This window comes from Pseudomonas sp. GM60 (assembly GCF_000282415.1).
GTDB lineage: Bacteria > Pseudomonadota > Gammaproteobacteria > Pseudomonadales > Pseudomonadaceae > Aquipseudomonas > Aquipseudomonas migulae.
This window is the reverse complement of the sequence record NZ_AKJI01000031.1, coordinates 40,335-66,971: the sequence shown is the minus strand read 5'-3', so window position 1 is coordinate 66,971 and position 26,637 is coordinate 40,335. Positions and strand designations below refer to the sequence as shown.

21 protein-coding genes are annotated in these 26,637 nt (G+C 60.3%); 7 read left to right on the top strand and 14 right to left on the bottom strand.

What is annotated here, in order from left to right; genetic code table 11:
* Both PMI32_RS21320 and PMI32_RS21325 read right to left on the bottom strand, forming a co-directional pair.
* A partial coding sequence (locus PMI32_RS21320) for a TcfC E-set like domain-containing protein (protein WP_008026704.1) occupies window positions 1–1,336 on the bottom strand: 1,336 nt, incomplete at its 3' end.
* A gap of 109 nt (window positions 1,337–1,445) precedes the next feature.
* Entirely contained in the window at window positions 1,446–1,937 is a 492-nt protein-coding gene (locus PMI32_RS21325) for a CS1 type fimbrial major subunit (protein WP_008026703.1), read from the bottom strand.
* A gap of 506 nt (window positions 1,938–2,443) precedes the next feature.
* On the opposite strand from PMI32_RS21325, the gene PMI32_RS21330 reads away from it, so the two are divergent.
* Both PMI32_RS21330 and PMI32_RS21335 read left to right on the top strand, forming a co-directional pair.
* Complete coding sequence (locus PMI32_RS21330) at window positions 2,444–3,019, top strand: PadR family transcriptional regulator (protein ID WP_008026701.1); 576 nt, start codon at window positions 2,444–2,446, stop codon at window positions 3,017–3,019.
* Entirely contained in the window at window positions 3,016–3,801 is a 786-nt protein-coding gene (locus PMI32_RS21335) for a siderophore-interacting protein (protein WP_008026700.1), read from the top strand. The genes PMI32_RS21330 and PMI32_RS21335 overlap by 4 nt, the downstream gene beginning before the upstream one ends.
* Window positions 3,802–3,890: 89 nt before the next feature.
* Here the strand turns inward: PMI32_RS21335 and PMI32_RS21340 are convergent, their stop codons facing one another.
* A complete protein-coding gene (locus PMI32_RS21340) occupies window positions 3,891–4,541 on the bottom strand; it encodes a Pr6Pr family membrane protein (protein WP_008026699.1) in 651 nt (216 codons plus the stop codon).
* Between the two features lie 2 nt (window positions 4,542–4,543).
* Window positions 4,544–4,774, bottom strand: a complete 231-nt coding sequence (locus PMI32_RS21345) for a VF530 family protein (protein WP_007903672.1) — start codon at window positions 4,772–4,774, stop codon at window positions 4,544–4,546.
* Between the two features lie 403 nt (window positions 4,775–5,177).
* On the opposite strand from PMI32_RS21345, the gene PMI32_RS21350 reads away from it, so the two are divergent.
* Together PMI32_RS21350 and PMI32_RS21355 are read left to right on the top strand one after the other, a co-directional pair.
* Window positions 5,178–6,560, top strand: a complete 1,383-nt coding sequence (locus PMI32_RS21350; protein WP_008026698.1) for a carbohydrate porin — start codon at window positions 5,178–5,180, stop codon at window positions 6,558–6,560.
* A gap of 212 nt (window positions 6,561–6,772) precedes the next feature.
* Window positions 6,773–9,181 carry a glucose/quinate/shikimate family membrane-bound PQQ-dependent dehydrogenase gene (locus tag PMI32_RS21355; RefSeq protein WP_008026697.1) on the top strand — a complete coding sequence of 803 codons (2,409 nt, stop codon included), beginning with the start codon at window positions 6,773–6,775 and terminating at the stop codon, window positions 9,179–9,181.
* Between the two features lie 252 nt (window positions 9,182–9,433).
* On the opposite strand, the gene PMI32_RS21360 is transcribed toward PMI32_RS21355, so the two are convergent.
* Together PMI32_RS21360 and purL are read right to left on the bottom strand one after the other, a co-directional pair.
* Window positions 9,434–9,745, bottom strand: a complete 312-nt coding sequence (locus tag PMI32_RS21360; RefSeq protein WP_032828634.1) for a YqfO family protein — start codon at window positions 9,743–9,745, stop codon at window positions 9,434–9,436.
* A gap of 5 nt (window positions 9,746–9,750) precedes the next feature.
* Window positions 9,751–13,647 carry a phosphoribosylformylglycinamidine synthase gene (gene purL / locus PMI32_RS21365; RefSeq protein WP_008026695.1) on the bottom strand — a complete coding sequence of 1,299 codons (3,897 nt, stop codon included), beginning with the start codon at window positions 13,645–13,647 and terminating at the stop codon, window positions 9,751–9,753.
* A gap of 274 nt (window positions 13,648–13,921) precedes the next feature.
* On the opposite strand from purL, the gene mltF reads away from it, so the two are divergent.
* Window positions 13,922–15,382 carry a membrane-bound lytic murein transglycosylase MltF gene (mltF, locus tag PMI32_RS21370; protein ID WP_032828633.1) on the top strand — a complete coding sequence of 487 codons (1,461 nt, stop codon included), beginning with the start codon at window positions 13,922–13,924 and terminating at the stop codon, window positions 15,380–15,382.
* 129 nt (window positions 15,383–15,511) lie between these two features.
* Here the strand turns inward: mltF and pdxJ are convergent, their stop codons facing one another.
* The 8 genes from pdxJ to lptF all read right to left on the bottom strand — a co-directional run bounded on the left by pdxJ (window position 15,512) and on the right by lptF (window position 24,040).
* On the bottom strand, window positions 15,512–16,255 hold the full coding sequence (pdxJ, locus tag PMI32_RS21375) for a pyridoxine 5'-phosphate synthase (RefSeq protein ID WP_008026693.1): 744 nt from the start codon (window positions 16,253–16,255) through the stop codon (window positions 15,512–15,514).
* Window positions 16,256–16,344: 89 nt separating this feature from the next.
* Window positions 16,345–17,028 (bottom strand): DNA repair protein RecO, encoded by a 684-nt coding sequence (gene recO / locus PMI32_RS21380; RefSeq protein WP_008026692.1) that lies wholly within the window; start codon window positions 17,026–17,028, stop codon window positions 16,345–16,347.
* A 159-nt stretch (window positions 17,029–17,187) separates the two neighbouring features.
* Window positions 17,188–18,090 (bottom strand): GTPase Era, encoded by a 903-nt coding sequence (gene era / locus PMI32_RS21385; RefSeq protein WP_008026691.1) that lies wholly within the window; start codon window positions 18,088–18,090, stop codon window positions 17,188–17,190.
* Window positions 18,083–18,772, bottom strand: coding sequence for a ribonuclease III (gene rnc / locus PMI32_RS21390; protein ID WP_032828632.1), 690 nt, complete (start codon window positions 18,770–18,772; stop codon window positions 18,083–18,085). The genes era and rnc overlap by 8 nt, the downstream gene beginning before the upstream one ends.
* 184 nt (window positions 18,773–18,956) lie before the next feature.
* Entirely contained in the window at window positions 18,957–19,811 is an 855-nt protein-coding gene (gene lepB / locus PMI32_RS21395; protein WP_008026689.1) for a signal peptidase I, read from the bottom strand.
* 5 nt (window positions 19,812–19,816) lie between these two features.
* Window positions 19,817–21,616, bottom strand: coding sequence for a translation elongation factor 4 (gene lepA, locus PMI32_RS21400; protein WP_008026688.1), 1,800 nt, complete (start codon window positions 21,614–21,616; stop codon window positions 19,817–19,819).
* Window positions 21,617–21,867: 251 nt separating this feature from the next.
* On the bottom strand, window positions 21,868–22,929 hold the full coding sequence (gene lptG, locus PMI32_RS21405) for an LPS export ABC transporter permease LptG (RefSeq protein ID WP_008026686.1): 1,062 nt from the start codon (window positions 22,927–22,929) through the stop codon (window positions 21,868–21,870).
* Window positions 22,922–24,040, bottom strand: a complete 1,119-nt coding sequence (gene lptF / locus PMI32_RS21410; RefSeq protein ID WP_008026684.1) for an LPS export ABC transporter permease LptF — start codon at window positions 24,038–24,040, stop codon at window positions 22,922–22,924. Before lptF ends, lptG begins: the two co-directional genes overlap by 8 nt.
* 525 nt (window positions 24,041–24,565) lie before the next feature.
* On the opposite strand from lptF, the gene PMI32_RS21415 reads away from it, so the two are divergent.
* On the top strand, window positions 24,566–26,056 hold the full coding sequence (locus PMI32_RS21415; protein ID WP_008026682.1) for a leucyl aminopeptidase: 1,491 nt from the start codon (window positions 24,566–24,568) through the stop codon (window positions 26,054–26,056).
* Window positions 26,057–26,207: 151 nt separating this feature from the next.
* Complete coding sequence (locus PMI32_RS21420; RefSeq protein WP_008026678.1) at window positions 26,208–26,636, top strand: DNA polymerase III subunit chi; 429 nt, start codon at window positions 26,208–26,210, stop codon at window positions 26,634–26,636.
* The last annotated feature ends 1 nt before the right edge of the window (window position 26,637 follow it).

Sequence of the window (26,637 nt, the reverse complement as noted above, 5' to 3'; positions counted from 1 at the left end):
GGCTGGCGACGATGCTGCCGCTGCCATAGGAATAAAGCCCCTGCACGTCGAGGCCGGTGCCGTAGTCCTCGGTCTTGTAGACGTTGGCATAGACGCTGGCATTGTTGACGACGGCCCAATCGACCGAGGTGCCGTATTGCAGGCTGTCACGCACCTGTCGACCTGACAGGCCGAGGATGACTCGCGGGTGCAGCAGAAAGTTGAAGGCGGCACCGGCCGTCATGTCGCCGTCGTTCTGATCGTCCCAGTTGCTGAGCAATTTGGACTCACGCCCGGCGAACAGGTTGTAGCGCCATTGCTCGTCGTGGTTGCGCCAGTTATTCGGTTTGTAGACCAGTTCCTGGGTGCTGGAGGTGATCTGGCCGTCTTCGATCAGGCGCACTTCCACTTCATAGATACCGCCGGGCAACGGCCGCGTGTCGAGGGTTTGCAGGCCTGCGGGCATCGCCTGCGTATTGATCAGCAAACCGTCGCGGTAGATCTCCACCGAGCCCTGGCGATTGGCGGTGACGTAGATAGGGTAAACCGCCGGTGTCGGCTGGTTGATGGCCAGGCTGTCGGAGCTGCCGTACATCAAACCCAACGCCGTGTCGGGACTCGCGCCGAAGGAGCGCGGTTGGCGAGTCAGCCCTTCGGAGGTCGGGGTGAAATAACCCAGGCGTACAAAGTTGCCTTCCAGTTCACGCTGGGTATAAAGCTCATGCACGGCGTGATAGGTCTGGTTATCCACACCGCCCAGTCGCGACAGTTGCAGGTTCACCGCTTGAGTCCAGTTACCGAGGCTGCTGCTGGCTTCAAGACCATAGCGCCCGCCCAGGTCCTGGTTTTGCCCGCCGTTGAGGTTCAACTGGTTGCGCACGATCAACCCGGTGCTGCCGCCTTCGGGCTGGTTGTAATAACGCTGGACCTGATCGTCGCGCTCGGCGTTTTCCGTGAGGATCGACACCAGCGAGTTTTCCAGGCTGTAGTGCACGGCCAATAGCGACTCGGGGCATTTCGCCTCGCAGTTGCCCAGCGCCACGCCTTGCTTCAAATAGTTAGACCAAGTGTCGCGTTCACTGGCTTTGATCGTGCTGTCGCTGACATCGGTGAAGTCAACGAGGGTGATGCGGTCGTCGCGGGTTAACACGACCATCGCCTCCCCCAGAAATTGTTGATCAAGTTCCACGCGCACCGCCAACGGTACATCGAAGAAATGCTCTTCGAATTCGCTCGGCAAACCCTTGGCCTGCGCCAGCAAACTTCGAGGTGTATGGCCGTTATCCGCTGGCGCGGCCAGGGCAGTTGCGCAAAAACACAAGGCAAGCGCCGTCGCGATGGGAGTCATCGGGAACATGAAAGAAATACTCTGTGGATAAAGACGGTGAAACCCGATCGACAGGGGTTACGGCCCTATCGATCGGTGCGCGTTATCAAGCAAGAACTTGCTGACAGAACGCTGTCATTCAGATGCGCGGAATGGCATCAAACATGACGACGGGATTGGCAGTGTAAATACCCACCTGATTGTTGCCCGGCTTGTCGGCCGTAATCACCAGGTCTGCGCGCATGCCACCGTTGGACTCGGTATCGCCGACCACTTCCTGCGAATCGGCAGTCAGAACTGTGCCGTTGAAGGAGTAGGTCAACGGAATGTTCAAGGTCGCATTACCGTTGAACAGCGGCGTCGGGCCGCCGACGACGTAAGCGCCCACCGAGCCGTTGGTGTGCTGGATATCGTAGGTGCCACGGACCTCCGACAGGGTGCCGGCGCCAATTTGGTATTGCATTCTTTCGTCTTTACCGAAGTCCAGGTCCACGGGTTGAGCGTGAAACACCTTGCTCGGGATTTCTGCAGTGATGTTGATGGAGGTGCGCGACTCATCCGCAGCGAACGCCATCGAAGCACTCAGGGCCAGGAGGGTCATCGGAACGGCGATTGCAAACTTCTTGAACATTGTTTAGTACCTGTATTTTCAAAGGATTGGTCCGTGGAAAGCGTGAATCGTCCCTATCGCCGTCTTGAATAGTGGCAATTTGGCTCAACTTTCGACGGAGAGAATGATCGGCCAATTACCTGAGAAAGTAAGTACGTAACTTCCGAAGAACTTGTAGTAACAACCGCCCATGAGCAAGTAGAAAAAATCTGCAAAATCAATAATTAAACCGTTCACCCGACAGAAACATACTACAAACAGTTTTAACGAAAAAAGCACACAGCCAAACTAAATACAGTCTCTGTAAGATAAAGACTACTTAGGTCTAATTATTAATAATCACTCTCTGTTAGTTACACATAATTAGATTAATCACTCTAAAACAGCAAGCCACAAAAAGGCTTTTTTCCCGCCCCGCACTGAAATCCGCCACGACGTCCTTCGGCGACGACCGTTGGTCCTGTTCGCTTGCCTTCTCGATAAGATATATCTTAAGTTGTATCTAAACACGACAAAGAGAAGGAAAAATGAGAGACCATCATTCCCCCCACCGCGAACACGGTGACGGCCGCGACGGCTTCGAGAAACGTCCCGGCCGCGAACGCGGCGGTCGCGGCCCACGGGTGTTTGCCCCCGGCGATCTGAAATTGTTGCTGCTGGCGCTCATCGCCGAACAGCCCTGCCATGGCTACGACTTGATCCGCCAGATCGAAGGCATGTTCGACGGCGCCTACAGTCCCAGCCCCGGCGTGATCTACCCGACCCTGACCTTTCTGGAAGAAAGCGAAATGATCCAGGGCGATGCCGAAGGCGGAAAAAAACGTTACAGCGTGACCGACGCCGGTCGTCTGTCTTTAAGTGAGCAAGCGGTTGCACTGGACGGCGTGCGGATGCGCATCGATGTCAGCAAGCGCTCATTGCGCGGCCATGACCGTCCGCCCGAGATCCACGAAGCGGTGCATAACCTTCGTCATGCGTTGCAACTGCACCACGGTCGCTGGAGCGCGGAAGAAATCATCCGGGTCGCCGCCCTGCTCAACAACACCGCCAAAGCCATCGTCGACGGCCCCTTGGTTCAACCCGCTCAGGAGAAAGCTGAATGACTGAAGTGATCGAGCACACCATTCACCGCGTCATGCATGAAATCAAACGCCGCCGCCTGCAAGTGTTGCGCGTGGTTGACCTGACCCCGCGCATGCGCCGGATTACCCTGGGTGGGCCAGAGCTGGCAGGGTTCATCAGCCTCGGCACAGACGACCACGTCAAACTGCTGTTCCCGCAGAACGCGGCAGAACAAGCGGCGCTGGAGACCCTGGTGCTCGGTGCCGGCAAGGACAACGGCCCGATGCCGGCGATGCGCGACTACACGCCGCGTCGCTACGACCTCGACACGCTGGAACTGGACATCGACTTCGTGTTGCACGGCGACGGCCCTGCTTCGACCTGGGCGGAACAGGCCAAACCGGGGCAATTCCTGCACATTGGCGGGCCACGGGGATCGATGATCGTTCCGGACATGTTCGACAGCTATTTGCTGATCGGTGACGAAACGGCGATCCCAGCGATTGCGCGGCGCCTGGAGGGTTTGGCGGCCAATCGCCAGGCACTGGTGATCATTGAAGTGGAGAACGGCGCGGAACAGCAAAAGCTCGAAAGCCCGGCGCAGGTCAATGTGATCTGGGTGTTGCGCGAGGGTGGCAAGAACAACTTGCTGACCACCGTGAAACAGCTGCAAGTGCCCGGCGGCAATCTATACGCGTGGGTGGCGACCGAGACCAAAGTGTCGCGGCAGATTCGGCGGGTGCTGCTGGACGAGCACGGGCTGAACGAGCAGTTCGTCAAAGCCGTCGGCTATTGGCGCCTGGACGACACCGACGAAGAATAAACACAGACCTTGTAGGAGCCGGCTTGCCGGCGATGAGGCCCTTGAATCTTGCATCGATATTGAGGCCGCCATCGCCGGCAAGCCGGCTCCTACAGGTCCGTGTGATTCAGGCGCCACCGATCCAGCGCGATAACCAACAACGCAATCACCACAAACCCCGCCAACAATCCGCCTGCATTCGCAAACACCTGTGGATAACCCAGCTTGTCGACATCTATGAACGGATAGGGATAAACCGCCAGCAAATGCCCGCGCAGCAGCGCATACGCGAAGTACAGCAACGGGTAAATCACCCACAACGCAATGTGCCGCAGACGCAGGGTGCCTTTGGGCACACACAACCACCACCAGGCCAGAAACAGCAACGGCATGACGTCGTGCAACAGTTCATCGGCCAGCCATTGCCAGCCTTCGGGATGCCACAGATGGCGCAACAGAATGTTGTAGGCAAGGCCGACCACGGCGATGCTCACGGCAATCGCGCCGCTCACCCACGGCTGCAAAAACCAGCGGTGCGCAGCCGACTCGCGGGACGTCAGTGCGCAGGTCAGCACGGTCGCCACCAGCGTGTTGCTGAGCACGGTGAAGTAGCTGAAAAAACTCACCAGCCCGCCCAACAGACTGGCGCCCAGCGTCCAGCGCGAATAGAAAATCAGGTACAGCTGAATGCTCAATCCCGCCCAGCCGAGGACAGCAACCACGGCCACAAAACGACGGCGCACGGCAGGTTGCATGATCATGTTCAGAGCGGTCGCTTGGTACGCATCAACTTGACGTACAAGCGTTCGACCTTCTCCCGCGCCCACGGAGTCTTGCGCAGGAAGGTCAGGCTCGACTTGATGCTCGGATCACTCTTGAAGCAGCGGATATCGATGCGCTCGGCCAGCCCCGACCATTCGTAATGTTCAACCAGCGCGTTGAGGATCTGCTCCAGTGTCACGCCATGCAGCGGGTTGTTGTTCTGTTCGGTCATGCCGGGCCTTCGAGCGATAGATGAATTGGAAGCCGCGCACCTTAGCCGAGGGCCGCCTTGGGGGAAAGGCGTCTGTGCGCTATCTGTTGAATGTAGGCGAAACGGGACAAAACATTTGAACGTGATCACGCAATCCCTTGTAGGAGCGGCCGGGCGGCGTTCCGTTTGCCAGCGATGGGGCCATTGAATCTTGCATAGAACGTGAGACCGCCATCGCCGGCAAGCCGGCTCCTACAGGTTGCGGTGGTGTGCTGACTGTTACCGAATCAACAAAAATTCATCTCGGCAAAAGGCCTTTCTCTATTTGTAACAGAACATTATCCTTACGCCCGAACCTGCTGAAACGCTTCCGCTAACCGCTTCGCCCCTCACTCCCCAGAAAAAGATCAAGAATTCCCTCTCTATGCCTTATGTTCAATTTTTGCGAGACAGCGCTGTCTGCACGCCTGTTTCCCAGCGAAAAATCCTCAACCTGATCGGCGGATTCACCGCGCTGGGCCTCGCCACCTGCGTTCAGGCCGCTCCGGCCTTCGATAGCGAATCGCCGTGGATGCTCGGCGACTGGAACGGCACGCGCACCGAACTTTCGGAAAAAGGCTACGACTTCAAAGTCGATTACACCGGTGAAATGGGCAGCAATCTGCACGGCGGCTACGACCACGATCGCACCGCGCGCTACAGCGATCAGTTCGGTCTCGGCACGCATCTCGATCTGCAGAAGATCCTCGGTTGGGACGACGCGGAATTTCAGCTGACCATCACCGAGCGTAACGGCAACAACATCAGCAACGACCGGATCAACGATCCACGGGTCGGCGGTTTCACTTCAGCGCAAGAAGTCTGGGGTCGCGGGCAAACCTGGCGCCTGACGCAGATGTGGTATCAGCAGAAATTCTTCGATCAGAAACTCGACATCAAGGTCGGCCGTTTCGGCGAAGGCGAAGATTTCAACAGTTTCCCCTGCGACTTCCAGAACCTGGCGTTCTGCGGCTCCCAGGTCGGTAACTGGGTCGGGGGCATCTGGTACAACTGGCCGGTCAGCCAGTGGGCGATGCGGGTCAAGTATCACCTGACGCCAGAGCTGTACGCGCAGGTCGGCGCGTATGAGCAGAACCCGTCGAACCTCGATCGCGGCAATGGTTTCAAGCTCAGCGGCAGCGGCACCCAGGGCGCAATTTTGCCGGTGGAGCTGGTGTGGACGCCGAAGCTCAACGGCCTGCCGGGCGAATACCGCGCCGGTTATTACTACAGCAACGCTAACGCCACGGATGCCTACAAGGACAGCAATGGCCAGCCCGCCGCCCTGAGTGGCGAGGCCTACCGCAGCGCGTCGAGCAAGCACGGCGTCTGGCTGGGTGTGCAGCAGCAGATCACCAGCCGCGCCAGCGACAATTCCCGTGGCCTGAGCGTGTTCGCCAACGGCACGATGCACGACAAGAAGACCAACGCCATCGACAACTATGTCCAGGCGGGCGTCGTCTACAAAGGCTTGTTCGATGCGCGCGCCAAGGACGACATCGGTTTCGCCCTCGCCCGTGTTCACGTCAACCCGGCCTATCGCAAGAACGCCGAGGCGAGCAATCAGGCCCACGCGGTCTCCGACTTCGACGATCCGTCCTTCCTGCCGCCGCAGGACACCGAGTACAGCGCCGAACTCTATTACGGCGTGCACGTCACCAACTGGCTGACCGTGCGCCCGAACCTGCAATACATCCGCCACCCCGGTGGCGTGGACAAGGTCGATGACGCACTGATTGGCGGGATCAAGATCCAGTCATCGTTCTAAAGAACAACGCAAAACCTTGTAGGAGCCGGCTTGCCGGCGATGGCGGTGTATCAGCCAATACAGATGTCGACTGACACACCGCTATCGCCGGCAAGCCGGCTCCTACAGGGACCGCATCAACCGAACTTCTTTACATGAACCCTGCCCGCGCCGGATCGTCATCTACAGTGAACTTGCGCGGGACTACTTGAAACGTCACGGAGAACCACACTATGAGCACTGATGGTGCTTTGAGTCGAAGCCGTCTATTGCCGACCCTGCTCGGCATTCTGCTTCTGCTAATGGGCCTGGCCATGCTGGCCGGGGGGATCAAGCTGAGCATGCTCGGCGGCTCGCTGTATTACCTGCTGGCCGGTATCGGCCTGGCGCTGACCGGCGTGTTGCTGATCCTTGCCCGCCGCGCAGCCTTGGGCCTGTACGCGCTGGTGCTGTTCGCCAGCACCGTTTGGGCCTTGTGGGAAGTCGGCCTCGACTGGTGGCAACTGGTGCCGCGTCTGGCAATGTTGTTCGCGCTGGGTATCGTCATGCTGCTGCCGTGGTTCCGTCGTCCGCTGCTGCGCGAAGGCGCTGCACCGAAAGGCACCGGCGCACTGAGCGTGGCCGTGGTGCTCGCAGGCGTGGCCGCACTGGCCAGCCAATTCACCAACCCTGGTGAAATCAAAGGCCAACTGGACCGCGACAGCGTGCCGGGCATGACCAACACCGCCCCGGCCATGCCCGACGGTGACTGGAACTCCTACGGCCGCAGCGCTCACGGTGACCGTTACTCGCCGCTGGCGCAGATCACCCCGCAGAACGTCAACAAGCTCGTTCCGGCCTGGACCTACCGCACCGGCGACCTGCCGGGGCCGAACGATCCGGGTGAAACCACCGCTGAAAACACTCCGCTGAAAGCCAACGGCATGCTCTATGTGTGTACGCCGCACAGCCAGGTGATCGCGCTGGACCCGGACACCGGCAAGGAAATCTGGCGTTTCGATCCGAAGCTCTCCACGCAAAACGCGGCGAACTTCAAGGGTTGGGCGCACATGACCTGCCGTGGCGTGACGTATCACGATGACGCGGCTTACGCCTCCGAGCAGAGCCCGACCGGCAGCGCCAGCGCGCCTGTCGCCAGCGTCTGCCCACGCCGTATCTTCCTGCCGACCGCCGACACCCGCCTGATCGCCCTGAACGCCGACACCGGCAAGATGTGCGAAGACTTCGGCGACAAAGGCCAGGTCGACCTGCGCGCCAACATCGGTGGTTTCACCGCCGGTGGCTACTACTCCACTTCGCCTCCAGCGGTCACCAAGGACCTGGTGGTGATTGGCGGCCACGTCACCGACAACGTCTCCACCGACGAGCCGAGCGGCGTGATCCGCGCGTTCGACGTGCACACCGGCAAACTGGTGTGGAACTGGGACAGCGGCAACCCGGACGACACCACGCCGATTGCCGAAGGCAAGGTCTACACCCGCAACTCGCCGAACATGTGGTCGATGTTCGCCGTCGACGAAAAACTCGGCATGCTGTACCTGCCGATGGGCAACCAGACGCCGGACCAGTTCGGTGGCGCTCGCACCCCGGAATCGGAACTGCACGCCGCCGGCCTGACCGCCCTCGACATCGGCACCGGCAAAGTGCGCTGGCACTTCCAGTTCACCCACCATGACCTGTGGGACATGGACGTCGGTGGCCAGCCAACCCTGATGGACCTGAAAACCGCAGACGGCGTGAAGCCGGCGGTACTCGCGTCCACCAAGCAAGGCAGCATTTACGTACTGGATCGCAGCACCGGCCAGGCGATTGTGCCGATCAACGAAGTGCCAGTTCCGCAAGGCGCTGTCGAAGGTGATCACACCTCGCCGACCCAACCGAAATCCGACCTCAACCTCATGCCACCGCCGCTGCAAGAGCGCGACATGTGGGGCGTGACGCCGTTCGACCAACTGATCTGCCGGATCGACTTCAAATCCATGCGCTACGACGGCCCGTTCACCCCGCCGTCGCTGCAGGGTTCGATCGTGTATCCAGGCAACTTCGGCGTGTTCGACTGGGGCGGCATCTCGGTTGACCCGGTGCGTCAGATCGCTTTCGTGAACCCGAGCTACATGGCGTTCAAATCGAAACTGATCCCGGCCGCCGAAATCGCAGCCCAAGGCCCGCGTAAAAGCGAAACCGAAGGCGTGCAGCCCAACAAAGGCGCGCCGTACGGCGTAGTCCTCGAAGCATTGCTGTCGCCAATGGGCCTGCCGTGCCAGGCGCCGGCATGGGGTTATGTAGCGGCGGTTGACCTGACCACCGCCAAAGTCCTGTGGAAACACAAGAACGGCACCGTGCGCGACAGCTCGCCGGTTCCGATCCCGCTGAGCATGGGTGTGCCTAGCCTGGGCGGCACCTTCACCACTGCCGGCGGCGTTGGCTTCCTGAGCGGCACCCTCGACCAGTACCTGCGTGCCTACGACGTGAAAAACGGCAAGCAACTGTGGGAAGGTCGCCTGCCTGCGGGCGCGCAAACCACACCGATGACCTACACCGGCAAGGACGGCAAGCAATACGTGCTCGTCGTGGCGGGCGGTCACGGGTCGCTGGGCACCAAGCAAGGTGACTATGTGATTGCGTACAAACTGTCCGAATAAGTTTTAGCGGCAGTTAAAGCAAAGGCGACTCCCGCGAGGGGGTCGCCTTTTTTGTGATCGACACCGCCCCCTGTAGGAGCCGGCTTGCTGCGGGCGGCGTTCCGACGATAGCGGTGGGTCAGCCAACAAATTTATCGCCTGACACACCGCTATCGCCAGCAAGCCGGCTCCTACAAGGGCGGTGTAGGTCCGTTGAATTGTGGGCAACAAAAAACCCGCCGTAGCGGGTTTTTCATTACAGCGGTCAGCGGATCAGAAATCCTCCAGCCGCCACACTTCATAAGCCGGTGTCTCGTAGGGATGGCTCTGTTTCAAAGCCGCCACCACCGAACGGATCAACTCATCCGCCACCACCAGCTCAACTTTCCACTCCTCAACCTGTTCGACCTGCCCTGCTTCGCCAATGAATGGCTGACTGCCCTCCATTGGACGAAACTGACCCAGGCCCAACACCTGCCATGCGCAGTGCTCGTAAGCACCGATCCGCCCGCCACCGGCAGCGAACACAGCGCTTTTGACCACTTCGACATGGCTGGTCGGAACAAAGAAGCTGAGCTTGTACACGGCGCTTAGTTCACCCACACGCGAGCGTTACGGAACATGCGCATCCATGGCGCGTCTTCGTTCCAGTCTTCCGAACGCCACGAGTTCTGCACAGCGCGGAACACACGTTCCGGGTGCGGCATCATGATCGTCACGCGACCGTCGCGGCTGGTCAAACCGGTGATCCCGCGCGGCGAGCCGTTCGGGTTGGCCGGGTACTTCTCGGTGACCTTGCCATGGTTGTCGACGAAACGCATCGCCACGCAACCCGACAGATCGGCTTCCAGCAACGCTTCTTCACTGGAGAACTCGGCATGACCTTCGCCGTGTGCGATGGCGATCGGCATGCGCGAACCGGCCATGCCTTGCAGGAAGATCGAGTTCGACTCCTGGACCTGAACCATTGCCACACGGGCTTCGAACTGCTCGGAACGGTTACGCACGAAGTGCGGCCAGAACTCGCTGCCCGGGATCAGCTCGTGCAGGTTGGACATCATCTGGCAACCGTTGCACACGCCAAGGGTGAAGCTGTCGCTACGTTCGAAGAAACCCTGGAACGCATCGCGGGCGCGGCTGTTGAACAGCGCGGACTTGGCCCAGCCTTCACCGGCACCCAGTACGTCGCCGTAGGAGAAGCCGCCGCAAGCGACCATGCCCTTGAAGTCGTTCAGGTCGACACGGCCGGCCAGAATGTCGCTCATGTGCACGTCGATTGCGTTGAAACCGGCGCGGTCGAACGCGGCCGCCATTTCCACCTGACCGTTGACGCCCTGCTCACGCAGCACGGCAACCTGTGGACGGATGTTTTTCTTGATGTAAGGCGCGGCGACGTCCTGGTTGACGTCGTAGCTCAGCTTGACGCTCAGGCCCGGGTTGTCTTCTTCCAGCAGCACGTCGAACTCTTGCTCGGCGCAGTCGGCGTTATCACGCAGACGCTGGATCTGGTAGCTGGTTTCAGCCCATGTACGCTGCAGCAGACGACGCTGGCCTTCGAACACGGTTTCGCCGTTGAAGGTGATGCTGATCTCGCCATTGTTGATTGGCTGACCGATCACCGACACGCACTCGCCCAGACCGGCAGCGCTGAACTGCGCGAGGATGTCCGGGGTCGCGTCCTGGCGAACCTGGATCACGGCGCCCAGTTCTTCGTTGAACAGGATCGCTGCGATGTCGGCGGAGGTTTCCGCCAGACCGTCGAGGTTCAGGCTCAGGCCGCAGTGACCGGCAAAGGCCATTTCCACGGCGCTGGTCAGCAGACCACCGTCGGAACGGTCGTGGTAGGCCAGCAGGTGACCGTCGGCGTTGAGGCCCTGGATCACCGCGAAGAAGGCTTTCAGGTCTTCGGCATCATCGACGTCCGGCGCTTGCGAGCCGAGCTTGCCGTGAACCTGGGCCAGGATCGAGGCGCCCATGCGGTTCTGGCCACGGCCCAGATCGATCAGGATCAGGTCGGTGGTGCCCTTGTCCATGCGCAGTTCCGGGGTCAGGGTCTGACGGATGTCAGCCACTGGCGCGAAACCGGTCACGATCAGGGACATTGGCGAGGTGACGGTCTTGTCTTCGCCGTTGTCGTTCCAGCGCGTGGCCATGGACATGGAGTCCTTGCCCACCGGAATGGTGATGCCCAGCTCAGGGCACAGTTCCATGCCGACCGCTTTCACGGTGTCGTACAGACGCGCGTCTTCACCCGGGTGACCGGCAGCGGACATCCAGTTCGCCGACAGCTTGATGTCGGAGATCTTGTTGATGCGCGAAGCGGCGATGTTGGTCAGGGTTTCGCCGATGGCCATGCGGCCCGACGCCGGAGCGTCCAGCAGAGCCAGCGGAGTGCGCTCGCCCATGGCCATGGCTTCACCGGTGTAGACGTCGAAGCTGGTGGCGGTGACGGCAACGTCGGCCACCGGAACCTGCCATGGGCCGACCATCTGGTCACGGGCCACGAGGCCGGTGATGGTGCGGTCGCCGATGGTGATCAGGAAGCTTTTGCTCGCCACGGCCGGGTGATGCAGAACGCGCTCGACGCAGTCTGCAATCTCAAGGGTCGACGGATCGAAATCGTCGCCCAGCTCGTTTTCACGAACGGCCGAACGGTGCATGCGCGGGGCTTTGCCCAGCAGCACTTCCAGTGGCATGTCCACCGGGCTGTTGCCGAAGTGGCTGTCGGTGACCGTCAGTTGCGGCTCGGCAGTGGCTTCGCCGACCACGGCGAACGGGCAACGCTCGCGCTCGCAGATCGCCTGGAAGCGTTCGAAGTCAGCAGGGCCGACGGCCAGAACATAGCGTTCCTGGGATTCGTTACTCCAGATTTCGTGCGGGGCCATGCCCGGCTCGTCATTTGGAATGTTGCGCAGTTCGAAGCGGCCACCACGGTTGCCGTCGTTGACCAGTTCCGGGAAGGCGTTGGACAGACCGCCCGCACCCACGTCGTGGATGAAGCTGATCGGGTTCTTGTCACCCAGTTGCCAGCAACGGTCGATGACTTCCTGGCAGCGACGTTCCATCTCAGGGTTTTCGCGCTGAACCGAAGCGAAGTCCAGGTCAGCCGAGCTGGTGCCGGTGGCCATGGAGGAAGCAGCGCCGCCGCCCAGACCGATCAGCATCGCCGGGCCGCCGAGCACGATCAGCTTGGAGCCGACGGTGATCTCGCCTTTCTGTACGTGTTCGGCACGGATGTTACCCATGCCGCCGGCCAGCATGATCGGCTTGTGGTAACCACGAACTTCGTCGCCACGCGGGGTGGTGATCGACTGTTCGAAGGTACGGAAGTAACCGGTCAGGGCCGGACGACCGAATTCGTTGTTGAACGCGGCGCCACCCAGTGGGCCTTCGATCATGATGTCCAGCGCGGTGACGATGCGCTCAGGCTTGCCGTACGGCACTTCCCACGGCTGTTCGAAGCCAGGGATCTGCAGGTTCGACACGGTGAAACCGGTCAGGCCGGCCTTTGGCTTGGCGCCACGACCGGTAGCGCCTTCGTCGCGGATCTCGCCACCGGAACCGGTGGACGCACCCGGGAACGGGGCAATCGCGGTCGGGTGGTTGTGCGTTTCGACTTTCATCAAAATGTGCACCGGCTCCTGTACCGCGCCGTACTGGCGGGTTTCAGGGTCCGGGAAGAAACGGCCGGCGACATTACCGACGATCACCGAAGCGTTGTCCTTATAAGCGGACAGAACGCCTTCGCTGTGCATCTGGTAAGTGTTCTTGATCATGCCGAACAGGCTTTTCTCCTGGCTCTGACCGTCGATGTCCCAACTGGCGTTGAAGATCTTGTGACGGCAGTGCTCGGAGTTCGCCTGGGCGAACATCATCAGTTCGATGTCGTGCGGGTTGCGCTTCAAACCAACGAAGGCGTTGACCAGGTAGTCGATCTCGTCTTCGGCCAGGGCCAGGCCCAGCTCGGTGTTGGCTTTTTCCAGCGCGGCGCGGCCGCCACCCAACACGTCGATCGCGGTCAGCGGTTTCGGTTCGGCGTGGCTGAACAGGCCGGCGGCCTGTTCAAGGTTGGCGAGGACGATCTGGGTCATGCGGTCATGCAGAACATCGGAGATCAGCTGCGCTTCGGCGTCGCTGAACTGGCCGGCGACGTAGAACGCGATACCGCGCTCCAGGCGCTGGATCTTGCTCAGGCCGCAATTGCGAGCGATGTCGCTGGCCTTGCTGGACCACGGCGAGATGGTGCCGAAACGCGGCAACACCAGGAACAGGCGACCGGTCGGTTCTTGAACCGGTACGCTTGGACCGTACTTCAGAAGGCGCGCGAGCACCTGCTGTTCGTCGCCGGTCAGGACGCCGGTAACTTCGGCGAAGTGAGCGAATTCAGCATACAAGCCGCTGACAGCCGAAACCTTCTGGCTCAGTTGCTCAAGGAGTTTGCTGTGGCGAAAGGCAGAAAGGGCAGGAGCGCCGCGCAGGATCAACATCTTCGGGACAGCCTCGGGAAGGGGTGTGCTTTGAGGCCGTGCATTCTAGCCTAAACCGCCCGCGACATCACCCGAAACGGTACGGGCGGCGTCACCCGGACGTCGGGCCGGGTATCCGGGGCCGAAACAGCGGCCGGCCAGGTGTTATTTTTTGTGTCACAAAAAGCCATTCGAGCCCATTCCTGCGGGCTCCAGAGCGGTTTTTCGCTCTCTAGCAGACAAGGCCTTCGCTGTCGAGATATGGCGCTCGTGGTCCTTTGCGTATACTGCGCAGATGTTTTCCCCAACGGCTTTGCGTCCGCGGTACGCCAAATGGCTGATCGCAACCGGACTCTTCCTGATGCTCAGTGGCTGTGTTGATAAACCCAACACGCTGGAGCGCGTAAAGGAGGATGGCGTGCTGCGGGTGGTTACCCGAAACAGCCCCGCTACCTACTTTCAGGATCGCAACGGTGAAACCGGCTTCGAATACGAGCTGGTGAAACGCTTCGCCGACGATCTGGGGGTCGAACTCAAGATCGAAACCGCCGACAACCTTGACGACCTGTACAGCCAGGTGGGCAAGCCCAACGGTCCGGTGATCGCTGCGGCCGGCCTGGTCAGCAGCGAAGCGCGCAAACAGCAGGTGCGGTTTTCCCACTCTTATCTGGAAGTCACCCCGCAGATCATCTATCGCAACGGCCAGTCGCGGCCGACCGATGCAAAGGATCTGGTGGGCAAGAAGATCATGGTGCTCAAGGGCAGCACCCACGCCGGGCAACTGGCGGAGTTGAAACAGAAGTTTCCCGGCATTGAATACGAAGAGTCCGACGCGGTTGAAGTCGTCGACCTGCTGCGCATGGTCGATGAAGGCCAGATTGACCTGACCCTGGTCGACTCCAACGAAGTGGCGATGAACCAGGTCTACTTCACCAACATTCGGGTCGCCTTCGACCTCGGTGACGCCAGCGACCAGAGCTGGGCCGTCGCCGCCGGCGACGACAACAGCCTGCTCAACGAGATCAACGCCTACCTCGACAAGGTGAAGAAGAACGGCACGCTGCAACGCCTGAAGGACCGCTATTACGGGCACGTCGACGTACTCGGTTATATGGGCGCCACCACCTTCGCCCAGCATCTGCAGCAACGACTGCCCAAGTACGAGCAACACTTCAAGACCTACGCCAAGAAAGAGAAGGTCGACTGGCGCCTGCTGGCCGCGGTCGGTTATCAGGAATCCCTGTGGCAAGCGGCCGTCACGTCGAAGACCGGCGTGCGTGGGCTGATGATGCTGACCCAGAACACCGCGCAAGCCATGGGCGTGTCCAATCGCCTCGATCCGAAGCAGAGCATCATGGGCGGCGCCAAGTACCTGGCCTACATGAAGGAACAGCTGGATGAGTCGATCCAGGAGCCGGACCGTACCTGGTTTGCGCTGGCGGCCTACAACGTCGGCAGCGGTCACCTGGATGACGCGCGCAAACTGGCGGCCAAGGAAGGGCTGAACCCGGACAAGTGGCTGGACGTGAAGAAGATCCTGCCGCGCCTGTCCGAGAAGAAGTGGTACAGCAAAACCCGTTACGGCTACGCCCGCGGCGGCGAGCCGGTGCATTTCGTGGCGAACATCCGTCGCTACTACGACATCCTGACCTGGGTGACGCAGCCTCAGCTGGAAGGCAATCAGGTGGCCGAAGGCAATCTGCATGTGCCGGGGGTCGACAAGACCAAGCCGAGCCAGGAAACCCCGCAGCTTTAATCCTGGCAGCTAAAATCAAATGTGGGAGCGGGCTTGCTCGCGAAGGCGGTATATCAGTCGACATCAACGTTAACTGACACACCGCCTTCGCGAGCAAGCCCGCTCCCACATTTTGATTTTGTGTTCGGCTTAGGCTTTGGCGGCGGCCAGGATCAATGCCTTCATCTCGGCAACAGCCGACTTGAACCCGACAAACAACGCATGCGCCACCAGCGCATGGCCGATGTTCAGTTCGTTGATGCCCTTGATCGCCGCGACCGCTTCGACGTTGTGATAGTGCAAACCGTGACCGGCGTTGACGATCAAACCCTGCGCCAGACCAAATGCCACGCCATCGGCCACGCGCTTGAGCTCTTCAGCCACGTCCGTTGGTGTCTCGGCATCGGCATAACGACCGGTGTGCAACTCAATCGCCGGAGCCCCGACACGACGGGACGCTTCGATCTGCCGCTCGTCCGCATCGATGAACAGTGACACTTCGCAACCGATCTTCGCCAGGCGATCCACTGCTGCCTTGATCCGCGCTTCCTGCCCCGCTACGTCCAGACCGCCTTCGGTGGTCAGTTCCTGGCGGGTTTCCGGCACCAGGCAAATGTGCGCCGGGCGGATGCGCTCGGCGAACACCATCATTTCTTCGGTGACGCCCATTTCGAAGTTCATGCGGGTTTGCAGCACATCCTTGAGCACCAGCACGTCACGTTCCTGGATATGCCGACGGTCTTCGCGAAGGTGCACGGTGATGCCGTCAGCGCCCGCCTCTTCCGCGTCCAGTGCGGCCTTGACCGGATCGGGATAGCGAGTGCCCCGGGCCTGGCGCAGGGTGGCAACGTGGTCGATGTTCACGCCAAGAAGAATGCGATTGCTGGTGGTCACGGAAGCGCTCCTGAATTTAAAGATTCGGCGCACAGCATACACGGGGCAACAAGGTCTGTTGATCCTTGGTGGGAGCGAAGATCAAGACCCTACGGCTTTCGAAACAACTCTCGGGAAACCAGGGGACGACCGCCCAGGTGAACGGCCAATGCCTGGCGCATCAAACGCTTGGCGGCGGACAACGCGCCGGGAGCCGACCAGTCGGCGTCGGCCATGGCCAGCAACTCGGTGCCGTTGAACAGACCGGGTTGCAGCAGGTAGACCCGCTCCAGGCCGGCATCCACCTGTAGCCGATACAGACCGTCCGGCGCGACGGGTTCGCCGTGGATGTCGGTGTTCAGCGCGAAGCCGTAACCGAGATCGTCGAGCAATCGCCATTCGAAGGAACGCAGCAGAGGCTCCAGCGGGCGGCCTTCGGCCAGCGCAAGCAAAGTCGCGGCGTAGTGATCGAAGACAGCGGGATGGGGATCTTCTGATGGCAGCAGGCGAATCAGTAGCTCATTGAGGTAAAGCCCGCTGAACAGCGCCTCACCGATGAGCCATGTCGACGTACCGGCACTTTCCATGCGCCCGACATTCTTCAGTTCGCCCCGCCCCCGGAACTCGACTTCCAGCGGCACGAACGGCCGCGCCAACGTCCCGGCCTTGCCCCGCGCACTGCGCAACACCGCCCGCAGCCGACCTTGCGGCGTAAGGAAATCCACCAGTGCGCTGTTTTCGCGGTAGGCGCGGGAGTGGAGGACGTAGGCGGGTTGGCCGATGGGCTGGGACATGGAGCTCTCAATGACGGATCGCGATTTTACTAACACCCCAAAACCACTGTGGGAGCGACCCTGCTCGCGATGAGGGACTGACATTCAACAATATTGTTGACTGACAGACCGCTATCGCGAGCTGGCTCGCTCCCACAGTTTTATCACCTGGGCTCAGGTTTACAGGTCGCCGTAACCCAGCGAACGCAATGCGCGCTCATCGTCGGACCAGCCGCCTTTCACTTTGACCCAGAGGTTGAGCATGATCTTGGAGTCGAACAGCAGCTCCATGTCCTTGCGCGCCTCGGTGCCGATGCGCTTGATGCGCTCGCCCTTGTCGCCAATGATGATTTTCTTCTGGCCGTCACGTTCGACGAGGATCAACGCATGAATGTGCAGGGTTTTCCCCTGCTGCTTGAACTCTTCGATTTCCACGGTGATCTGGTATGGCAGCTCGGCGCCCAGCTGACGCATGATTTTCTCACGCACCAGCTCAGCGGCGAGGAAGCGGCTGCTGCGGTCGGTGATCTGGTCTTCCGGGAAGAAGTGATCGTTTTCCGGCAGGTGCTCGGCGATCACTCGCTCCAGCGTGTCGAGGTTATGCCCGTGCTGGGCCGAGATCGGCATGATCTGCGCGTTCGGAAGCTGTTCCTGCAGCCAGGTCAGGTGCGGCATCAGCTCGGCTTTGTCTTCGATGCGATCGGTCTTGTTCAGCGCCACGATCAGCGGGCCGGTCACGTACTGGACACGCTCAAGCACCATCTGGTCTTCGTCGGTCCACTTGGTGCGATCCACCACGAAGATCACCACGTCGACGTCTTTCAACGCCGCCGAAGCGGTCTTGTTCATGTAGCGGTTCAAGGCCTTTTCGCCGCCCTTGTGCATGCCCGGGGTGTCGACGTAGATCGCCTGGACGGCGCCTTCGGTCTTGATGCCCAGCATGTTGTGGCGGGTGGTCTGAGGCTTGCGCGAAGTGATCGCCAGCTTCTGGCCGAGGATGTGGTTCAGCAGCGTGGACTTGCCCACGTTGGGACGGCCGACGATGGCAACATAGCCACAGCGTGTTGCGGTTGAATCAGTCATTGCCATTCTCCACACCCAGGGCTATCAGTGCTGCGGCGGCCGCTACCTGTTCGGCAATACGACGACTCACACCCTGACCTCGGCTTTTTTCATTCAGTAAGGTGATTTCGCATTCGACGAAGAACGTCCGGCAATGCGGCTCACCCTGGATATCCACCACTTCGTAACGCGGCAGCTCACAACCACGGGACTGCAGGAATTCCTGCAGGCGGGTTTTTGGATCTTTGTTGGTGTCGACCAGTGTCAGGCCTTCGAACTCGCCGGCCAGCCAGGCCAGCACGCGTTCGCGCGCCACGTCCATGCCGGCGTCCAGGTAGATCGCACCGATCAGCGCTTCCAGGGCATCGGCCAGAATCGACTCGCGACGGAAACCGCCGCTTTTCAACTCGCCGGAACCCAGACGCAAGTAATCGCCCAGATCGAAACCGCGGGCCAGTACAGCCAGAGTCTCACCTTTCACCAGACGTGCGCGCAAACGCGACAACTGGCCTTCGCGGGCCAGCGGGAAGCGATCGAACAGCGCCTCGCCAGCGACGAAGTTGAGGATGGCATCACCGAGGAATTCCAGGCGTTCGTTGTTGCGCCCGGCAAAGCTGCGGTGAGTCAGGGCCAGGACCATCAGTTCCTGATCCTTGAAGGTGTAGCCGAGCTGACGCTCTAGACGGCTTAAGGAGACGCTCACGGTTTACCCACGCTGAGTTCGTGGCTGGATTCCACCGCCATCGCCGTGGTGCGGCGCAGGCTTGGGACAATTAACGCTGTGTTCAAAAATTACGTCCTGAATATCATTGTTTTCATGCGTCTGGCGCCGATTGTGGCAGTTCCAGAAATGCATTCGGCGCTGTGTTCAACAGCGCCGTGTGTGATTACTTGATCAGGCCAACCCGCGAGAAATTCGGCAGGTGACTGAGTTTGGGTTCCGGCCAGCTCATCCAGACTGCGAAGGCCTTGCCGACGATATTCTTGTCGGGAACCATGCCCAGCAGATCCTTGGGAATAGTCGGATCATCCCAGTAACGACTGTCGTTCGAGTTGTCGCGGTTGTCGCCCATCATGAAGTAGTGCCCGGCAGGCACGGTCCACGTATGGTCAGGCGATGCGCGATAACGGCTCATTTCCTTGCGGATCAAGTGCTCGGCGGCGCCGAGTTTTTCCTTGTAGAGCTCGGCGCTGCCCAGCGTGCCCGGCTCGGAGCCGACCAGTTGCTCGGCAATCGACTCGCCGTTGACGAACAGGCGCTTGTCGGCGGTGTAGCGAACCTGGTCACCCGGCAGGCCGACCACACGCTTGATGTAGTTGACGTTCGGATCACTCGGGTAACGGAACACCATCACATCGCCGCGCTGCGGATCACCGACATCGATGACTTTCTTGTCGATCACCGGCAGGCGGATCCCGTAGGAAAACTTGCTCACCAGAATGAAGTCGCCGACATCCAGCGTCGGTTTCATCGAGCCGGAAGGAATCTGGAACGGCTCCACCAGGAACGAACGCAGGACCAGCACGATGAACAACACCGGGAAGAACGACTTGCCGTATTCGACCAGTAGCGGCTCTTTGTTCAGCTTCTCGACCACCACCACATCCGGCTGGCTGACGCTGCCCTGATAGGAGGCGATGGCGGCACGCCGACGCGGCGCCAGGAAAACCAGATCAAGCAACGCCAACAGGCCGCAGACGAACACGGCGATGACCAGCAACAGCGGGAAATTTAGTGACATAGGACCTAACTATCCAACCTGAGCACTGCAAGGAAGGCTTCTTGTGGAATTTCCACGTTGCCGACTTGCTTCATGCGTTTCTTACCGGCCTTTTGCTTTTCCAGCAGCTTTTTCTTACGGCTGACGTCACCACCGTAGCATTTGGCCAATACGTTCTTTCTGAGTGCCTTGACGGTTGTCCGCGCCACAATCTGACCGCCAATGGCGGCCTGGATTGCCACGTCGAACATCTGCCGTGGAATCAGTTCTTTCATCTTCTCGGTCAACTGGCGACCTTTGTAGTTCGCATTGTCACGGTGCACGATCAGCGCCAGGGCGTCGACCTTGTCACCGTTGATCAACACATCCAGTTTCACCAGATTAGCCGATTGATAACGATCGAAATGGTAATCCAGCGAAGCATAGCCACGGCTGGTGGATTTCAGACGGTCGAAGAAGTCCAGGACCACTTCGTTCATCGGCAAATCGTAGGTCACCTGAACCTGAGTACCGAGGAACAGCATGTCGTGCTGCACGCCACGCTTCTCGATGCACAGGGTAATAACGTTGCCCAGGTGTTCTTGCGGCACAAGAATGTTGGCCCGCACGATCGGCTCGCGCATGTCTTCGATCGTGGACAGGTCCGGAAGCTTCGACGGGTTATCGACGTAGATCGTTTCACCGGTTTTCAGCAACAGCTCGAAAATTACCGTCGGCGCCGTGGTGATCAGGTCCAGGTCGTACTCGCGCTCCAGGCGCTCCTGGATGATTTCCATGTGCAGCATGCCGAGGAAACCGCAACGGAAGCCGAAGCCCAGGGCGTCGGAGCTTTCCGGGGTGTACTGCAGCGACGAGTCGTTGAGCGTGAGCTTTTGCAGGGCTTCACGGAAATCTTCGAAGTCGTCGGAGCTGACCGGGAACAGACCGGCGTACACCTGCGGTTGAATGCGTTTGAAACCTGGCAGCACGTCAACGTCGGGGGTGGAGCTCAAGGTCAGGGTGTCGCCCACTGGCGCACCGTGAATGTCCTTGATGCTCGCGATGATGAAGCCCACTTCACCGGCCTTCAGGTCGGCGGTAGGGGTGTGTTTCGGGTTGAATACACCGACGCTGTCCACCAGGTGGATCTTGCCGGTGGACTTGACCAGGATCTTGTCGCCTTTCTTCACACGACCGTGGCGCACACGCACCAGGGACACAACGCCCAGGTAGTTGTCGAACCAGGAGTCGATGATCAACGCTTGCAGCGGATCGTCGTAGTTGCCGGTAGGCGCCGGAATGGTGGTGACCAGGCGCTCCAGCACTTCATCGACGCCCAGACCGGTCTTGGCACTGCAAGTGACCGCGTCGGTGGCATCGATGCCGATGATTTTTTCGATTTCTTCCTTGACGCGGTCCGGATCGGCCTGTGGCAGGTCGATTTTGTTCAGGACCGGCATGACTTCCAGGCCCTGCTCGATCGCCGTGTAGCAGTTGGCAACCGACTGCGCTTCAACGCCCTGACCGGCATCGACCACCAGCAAGGCACCTTCACAGGCCGCCAGCGACCGGCTGACTTCGTAGGTGAAGTCAACGTGGCCCGGGGTGTCAATGAAGTTCAGCTGGTACTTGATGCCATCGCGAGCGGTGTAATAGAGGGTGACGCTGTGGGCCTTGATGGTGATCCCGCGTTCACGTTCCAGGTCCATGGAGTCCAGCACCTGGGCTTCCATTTCGCGCTCGGCAAGGCCGCCGCACATCTGGATGAAGCGATCGGCCAGCGTCGACTTGCCATGGTCAATGTGGGCGATGATGGAGAAATTGCGGATATGACTCAAATCACTCACGGATCAACACTCAAAAAGGCTGCAGGCATGGCCCGCCGAAAAATAGCCGGGAATTGTACCTGATCCACGGCGCAAGCGTCACGTTCGCAGGTCAGACGGCACCTACAAAAAACGCCCCGGTCTTGCGACAGGGGCGTTTTTGGTGGTTTTTGTAGGAGCCGGCTTGCTGGCGATATGGGCGTCGCGGTAGGTCTGGATGACCGCGGTGATGCGCTATCGCCGGCAAGCCGGCTCCTACATTTACATAGCGATCAACCGGCTCGGCGCAGGAGGTAGACACCCGCCAGGGCGCACACACCCGCCGGCACCAGCACCGCAAACAGCGGCGAGAACCCGAACACCAGGCTCGAAGGCCCCAGCAGGTCCTGGACGATGCGGAAGGTGAAGCCCACCAGCACGCCGGTGAATACCCGCTGACCGAGGGTAACCGAGCGCAGCGGACCGAAGATAAAGGAGATCGCCATCAGTACCAGGGCGGCAGTGACCAGCGGCTGCAACACCTTGACCCAAAATGCCAGCCAGTAACGGCCATTGTTCAACCCCTGATCCGCCAGGTAGTGGATGTAACTCCACAGGCCGGTGATCGACAGCGAATCCGGCGACATCACCACGGTGCTCAGCAATTGCGGGCTCAGCGCCACGTTCCAACGCTCGACCGGGGCCGTGACCACTTCGGTGCTTTTGTCATGGAACAGCGTGGTCGTGACATCGCTCAACTGCCAGTGATCCTGATCGAACTTCGCGCGCTTGGCGAAGCTCGAGGACAATATGTGCCGCTGATCGTCGAAGCGATAACGGGTCACGCCGTACAGCACGCCGTTGGGTTGTACCGAGTTGACGTGGATGAACTCCTCGCCCTGACGGTGCCACAGGCCATGCTTGGCGCTTTGCGCATCACCACTGCCTTGAGCCAGCGAGCGGTTGGCCTGCGCGGTGCTTTCGGTCGCCGGCGCGATGTACTCGCCAATCAACACGCCCACCACCATCAGGATCAGCATCGGCTTCATGACGGCCCAGACGATCCGGCCGATCGACACGCCCGCCGCGCGCATGATGGTCAGCTCGCTGTGGCTGGCCAGACTGCCGAGGCCGATCAGACAGCCGATCAGTGCTGCCATCGGCAACATGTCGTAAAGACGGCGCGGCGCGGTCAGCAGGACGTAACTCAGGACATCGACCAGGGTGTAGGTATCGCTGACTTCACCCATCTCGTCGATGAAAGCGAACAGCGTGGCCAGACCGAGAATAATCCCCAGTACCGCCAGGATCGCGATAAAGACGCTGCTACCGATGTAGCGATCGAGCTTAACCACGGGCCACCTCCAGCGCGCTGCGGCGACTCGCCCGCTTCAACTGCCAGGGTTCCCAATAGAGCAAGCCAAGGCCGATGGTCAGGAAGATTGCGTGAACCCACCACAAGCCCAGCGCGGGCGGGATCTTGCCCTTTTCGAGGGCGCCGCGAGCGGCAATCAGGATGCTCAGGTAAGCCATATAAAGAAGAATCGCCGGCAGCAGCTTGAGGAAACGGCCCTGGCGCGGATTGACCCGCGACAGCGGCACCGCCATCAGGGTCACAATGAAGACCAGCAAGGGCAAGGACAGGCGCCATTGCAACTCGGTGCGCGAACGCAGGTCATCACTGCCGAGCAACGAACTGGTGGGCATTGCATCACGGTCGGTGACTTCGTCGCTGACGTCCGGTTTAGGCAGCAACACGCCGTACTCTTCGTACTTGATCGCACGATAGTCGGCCTGCCCCGGATTACCGTCATAACGATAACCGTTGTCGAGAATCAGGTAGCGGTTGCCGTCGGGGCGGATTTCCTGACGGCCCTTCTCGGCCACCAGCACGGAAATCCCGCGATCTTTCTTGTCCGACGAGACGTTTTTTTGCGAAATGAACACGCCGCCGAGGTGGATGCGGTCATCCGACAGGGTTTCGGTGTAGGTCACCCGGGTGCCGTCACGCAAGGCCTGGAAGCGGCCCGGCTCGAGGGTATCGAACTCGGTCAGCGCGTCCTGTTTGTTCAGCAGCAACTGAAACTGATTGGCCCCTTGTGGCGCCAGGCTCAGGCTCAACCATGCCACCACCAGTGCCACCAGGGTGGCCGGAAACAGGGTCATGGTGAACAGGCGCTGCTGGCTCATGCCCGTGGCGGAGAGCACGGTCATTTCACTTTCAAGGTACAGGCGACCGTAGGCCAGCAGGATCCCGAGGAACAGGCCCAGCGGCAGGATCAGTTGCAGAAAGCCTGGCAGGCGAAAGCCCATGATCAGGAACAACGAGCCCGGATCCAGAAGGCCAGCCGCCGCCTGGGCGAGGTATTTGATGAAGCGTCCGCTCATGATGATGACCAGCAGCACGGCACTGACGGCGCTCAAGGTCAACAGGACTTCGCGGGATAGGTAACGGAAGACGATCAAACCAGACACTCCAGGGTTGTCAGGCTAAGGCGGCCAAACAAGCAAACGTATCAGGCAGCCCGCAAGACAGAGCCGCCGAAAAAAGTTGGCGCATTATCCTGTGATTGGACGCGCCTGTCACTGCGCAATGCGCCGCGACAGCACTGGCCTCAACGATAGCGCGCGATGCGGGATAACCCGCGGTGCTCTCTCGTTCTTCGCGAGCAGGCTCGCGCCCACAGATGCTCGCCGACCATTGTAGGAGCGAGCCTGCTCGCGATGGTCGTCAACGATAACGCGGGAAACCTGACACCCCGCGGCGGTCTCAGGTTTTTCGCGAGCATTCGAGCGTCGACCGGCTGCTCCTACAGTGATCACGTAAACACTGAAGATCGTACAACCGAGGGTTGTCAGGCGCTGGTAGCGAGGTTCAAACTGCGGCCTTTGTCGCAAGCCGTGACTTGCGTCTTTCACTCTATAAATAAGCAGGCTCGAACGTCTGTCGTCGAGCACTTGCGTGTTGACCCATCATTCAGGGACCCGGACATGGAACTGGTTGTAAAAAGCGTTAACCCAGAAACGTTGAAAACCTCCACCCTGGTAGTCGCCGTCGGCGAAGGCCGCAAGCTCGGCGCCGTTGCCAAACAACTCGACGAACTGAGCGGTGGCGCGATCAGCGCTGTGCTCAAGCGTGGCGACCTGGCCGGCAAAGTCGGTCAGAGCCTGTTGCTGCACAGCCTGCCGAACCTGAAAGCCGAGCGCGTGCTGCTGGTCGGCGTGGGCAAGGACGAAGAACTGGGTGACCGCCCGTTCCGTAAAATCATCGCCGGCATCCTCAACACCCTTAAAGGCCTGGGCGGTAGCGATGCCGTGCTGGCGCTGGACGAAGTGATCGTCAAGGGTCGCGACAGCTATGGCAAAACCCGTCTGCTGGCCGAAACCCTGGTGGACGGCGAATACACTTTTGATCAGTTCAAGAGCCAGAAAGCCGAGCCTCGCGCCCTGAAGAAAGTCACCCTGGTGACCATCAAGGCGGCCCAGGCTGAAGTCGAGCGCGCCGTGGCCCACGCCACCGCGATCGCCAACGGCATGGCGTTCACCCGCAACCTGGGCAACCTGCCGCCGAACATCTGCCACCCGACGTTCCTCGGCGAGCAAGCGAAAAACCTCGGTAAAGAATTCAAAAGCCTGAAAGTCGAAGTCCTTGATGAGAAGAAAATCAAGGAACTGGGCATGGGCTCGTTCTACGCCGTCGGCCAGGGCAGCGCCCAGCCGCCGCGCCTGATCGTCATGCAATACAACGGCGGCAAGAAATCCGAGAAGCCGTACGCCCTGGTCGGCAAAGGCATCACCTTCGACACCGGCGGCATCAGCCTGAAGCCGGGCGCCGGCATGGATGAAATGAAGTACGACATGGGCGGCGCCGCCAGTGTCTTCGGCACCCTGCGTGCCGTGCTCGAGTTGAAACTGCCGATCAATCTGGTGTGCATCCTCGCCTGCGCCGAGAACATGCCGAGCGGCAACGCTTCGCGTCCGGGCGACATCGTCACCACCATGAGCGGCCAGACTGTGGAAATCCTCAACACCGACGCCGAAGGCCGTCTGGTGCTGTGCGACGCCCTGACCTACTCCGAGCGCTTCAAGCCACAAGCCGTGATCGACATCGCAACCCTGACCGGCGCTTGCGTCGTTGCATTGGGTGCGCACACCTCCGGCCTGCTGGGCAACAACGACGAACTGATCGGCCAACTGCTGAGCGCCGGCCAATCGGCTGACGACCGCGCCTGGCAACTGCCGCTGTTCGACGAGTATCAAGAGCAGCTGGACAGCCCGTTCGCCGACATCGCCAACATTGGCGGGCCGAAAGCCGGCACCATCACCGCTGCCTGCTTCCTGTCGCGCTTCACCAAGAACCTGAACTGGGCGCACCTGGACATCGCCGGCACTGCCTGGACCAGCGGCGGCAAGGACAAGGGCGCCACTGGCCGTCCGGTTCCATTGCTGACCCAGTACCTGCTGGACCGCGCCAAAGCCTGAACATCGCCCCACTGACCACTGTAGGAGCGAGCTTGCTCGCGAAAAACTCAAGATCGACGCGATTAACCTGGTTTCCTGCGTCATCGTTGACGACCTTCGCGAGCAAGCTCGCTCCTACAGATTCCGCGGAAGTTGATTCCAGGAACCTGCAATGACCAAAGTCGACTTCTATATCCTGCCCAGCGCCGATCCTTCGGCACGGCTGGATTTCGCCTGCAAGCTCACCGATAAAGCCTGGCGCATGGGTCATCGCATCTACCTGCATTGCAGCGATGCCGCCCAGCGTGACGATCTCGATGCGCGCCTGTGGGCCTTCAAGGGCGAAAGCTTCGTGCCCCACGGCCCCGCCGAAAGCGAGCCGGACGGTTTGATTGTGCTGGGTCTTGGCGATGACTGCGGTCAACATCAGGATTTGCTGGTCAATCTCGACCTGAAAGTCCCGGCCTTTGCCAACAAATTCGCCCGGGTGGCGGAAGTGGTGGTGGAGGATCCGGCGATACGCACGGCTGCGCGGGAGAGTTTCCGTTTCTACCGCGAACAGGGCTATCCTCTGCAAGATCACCGTTTACAGCGACTCTGAG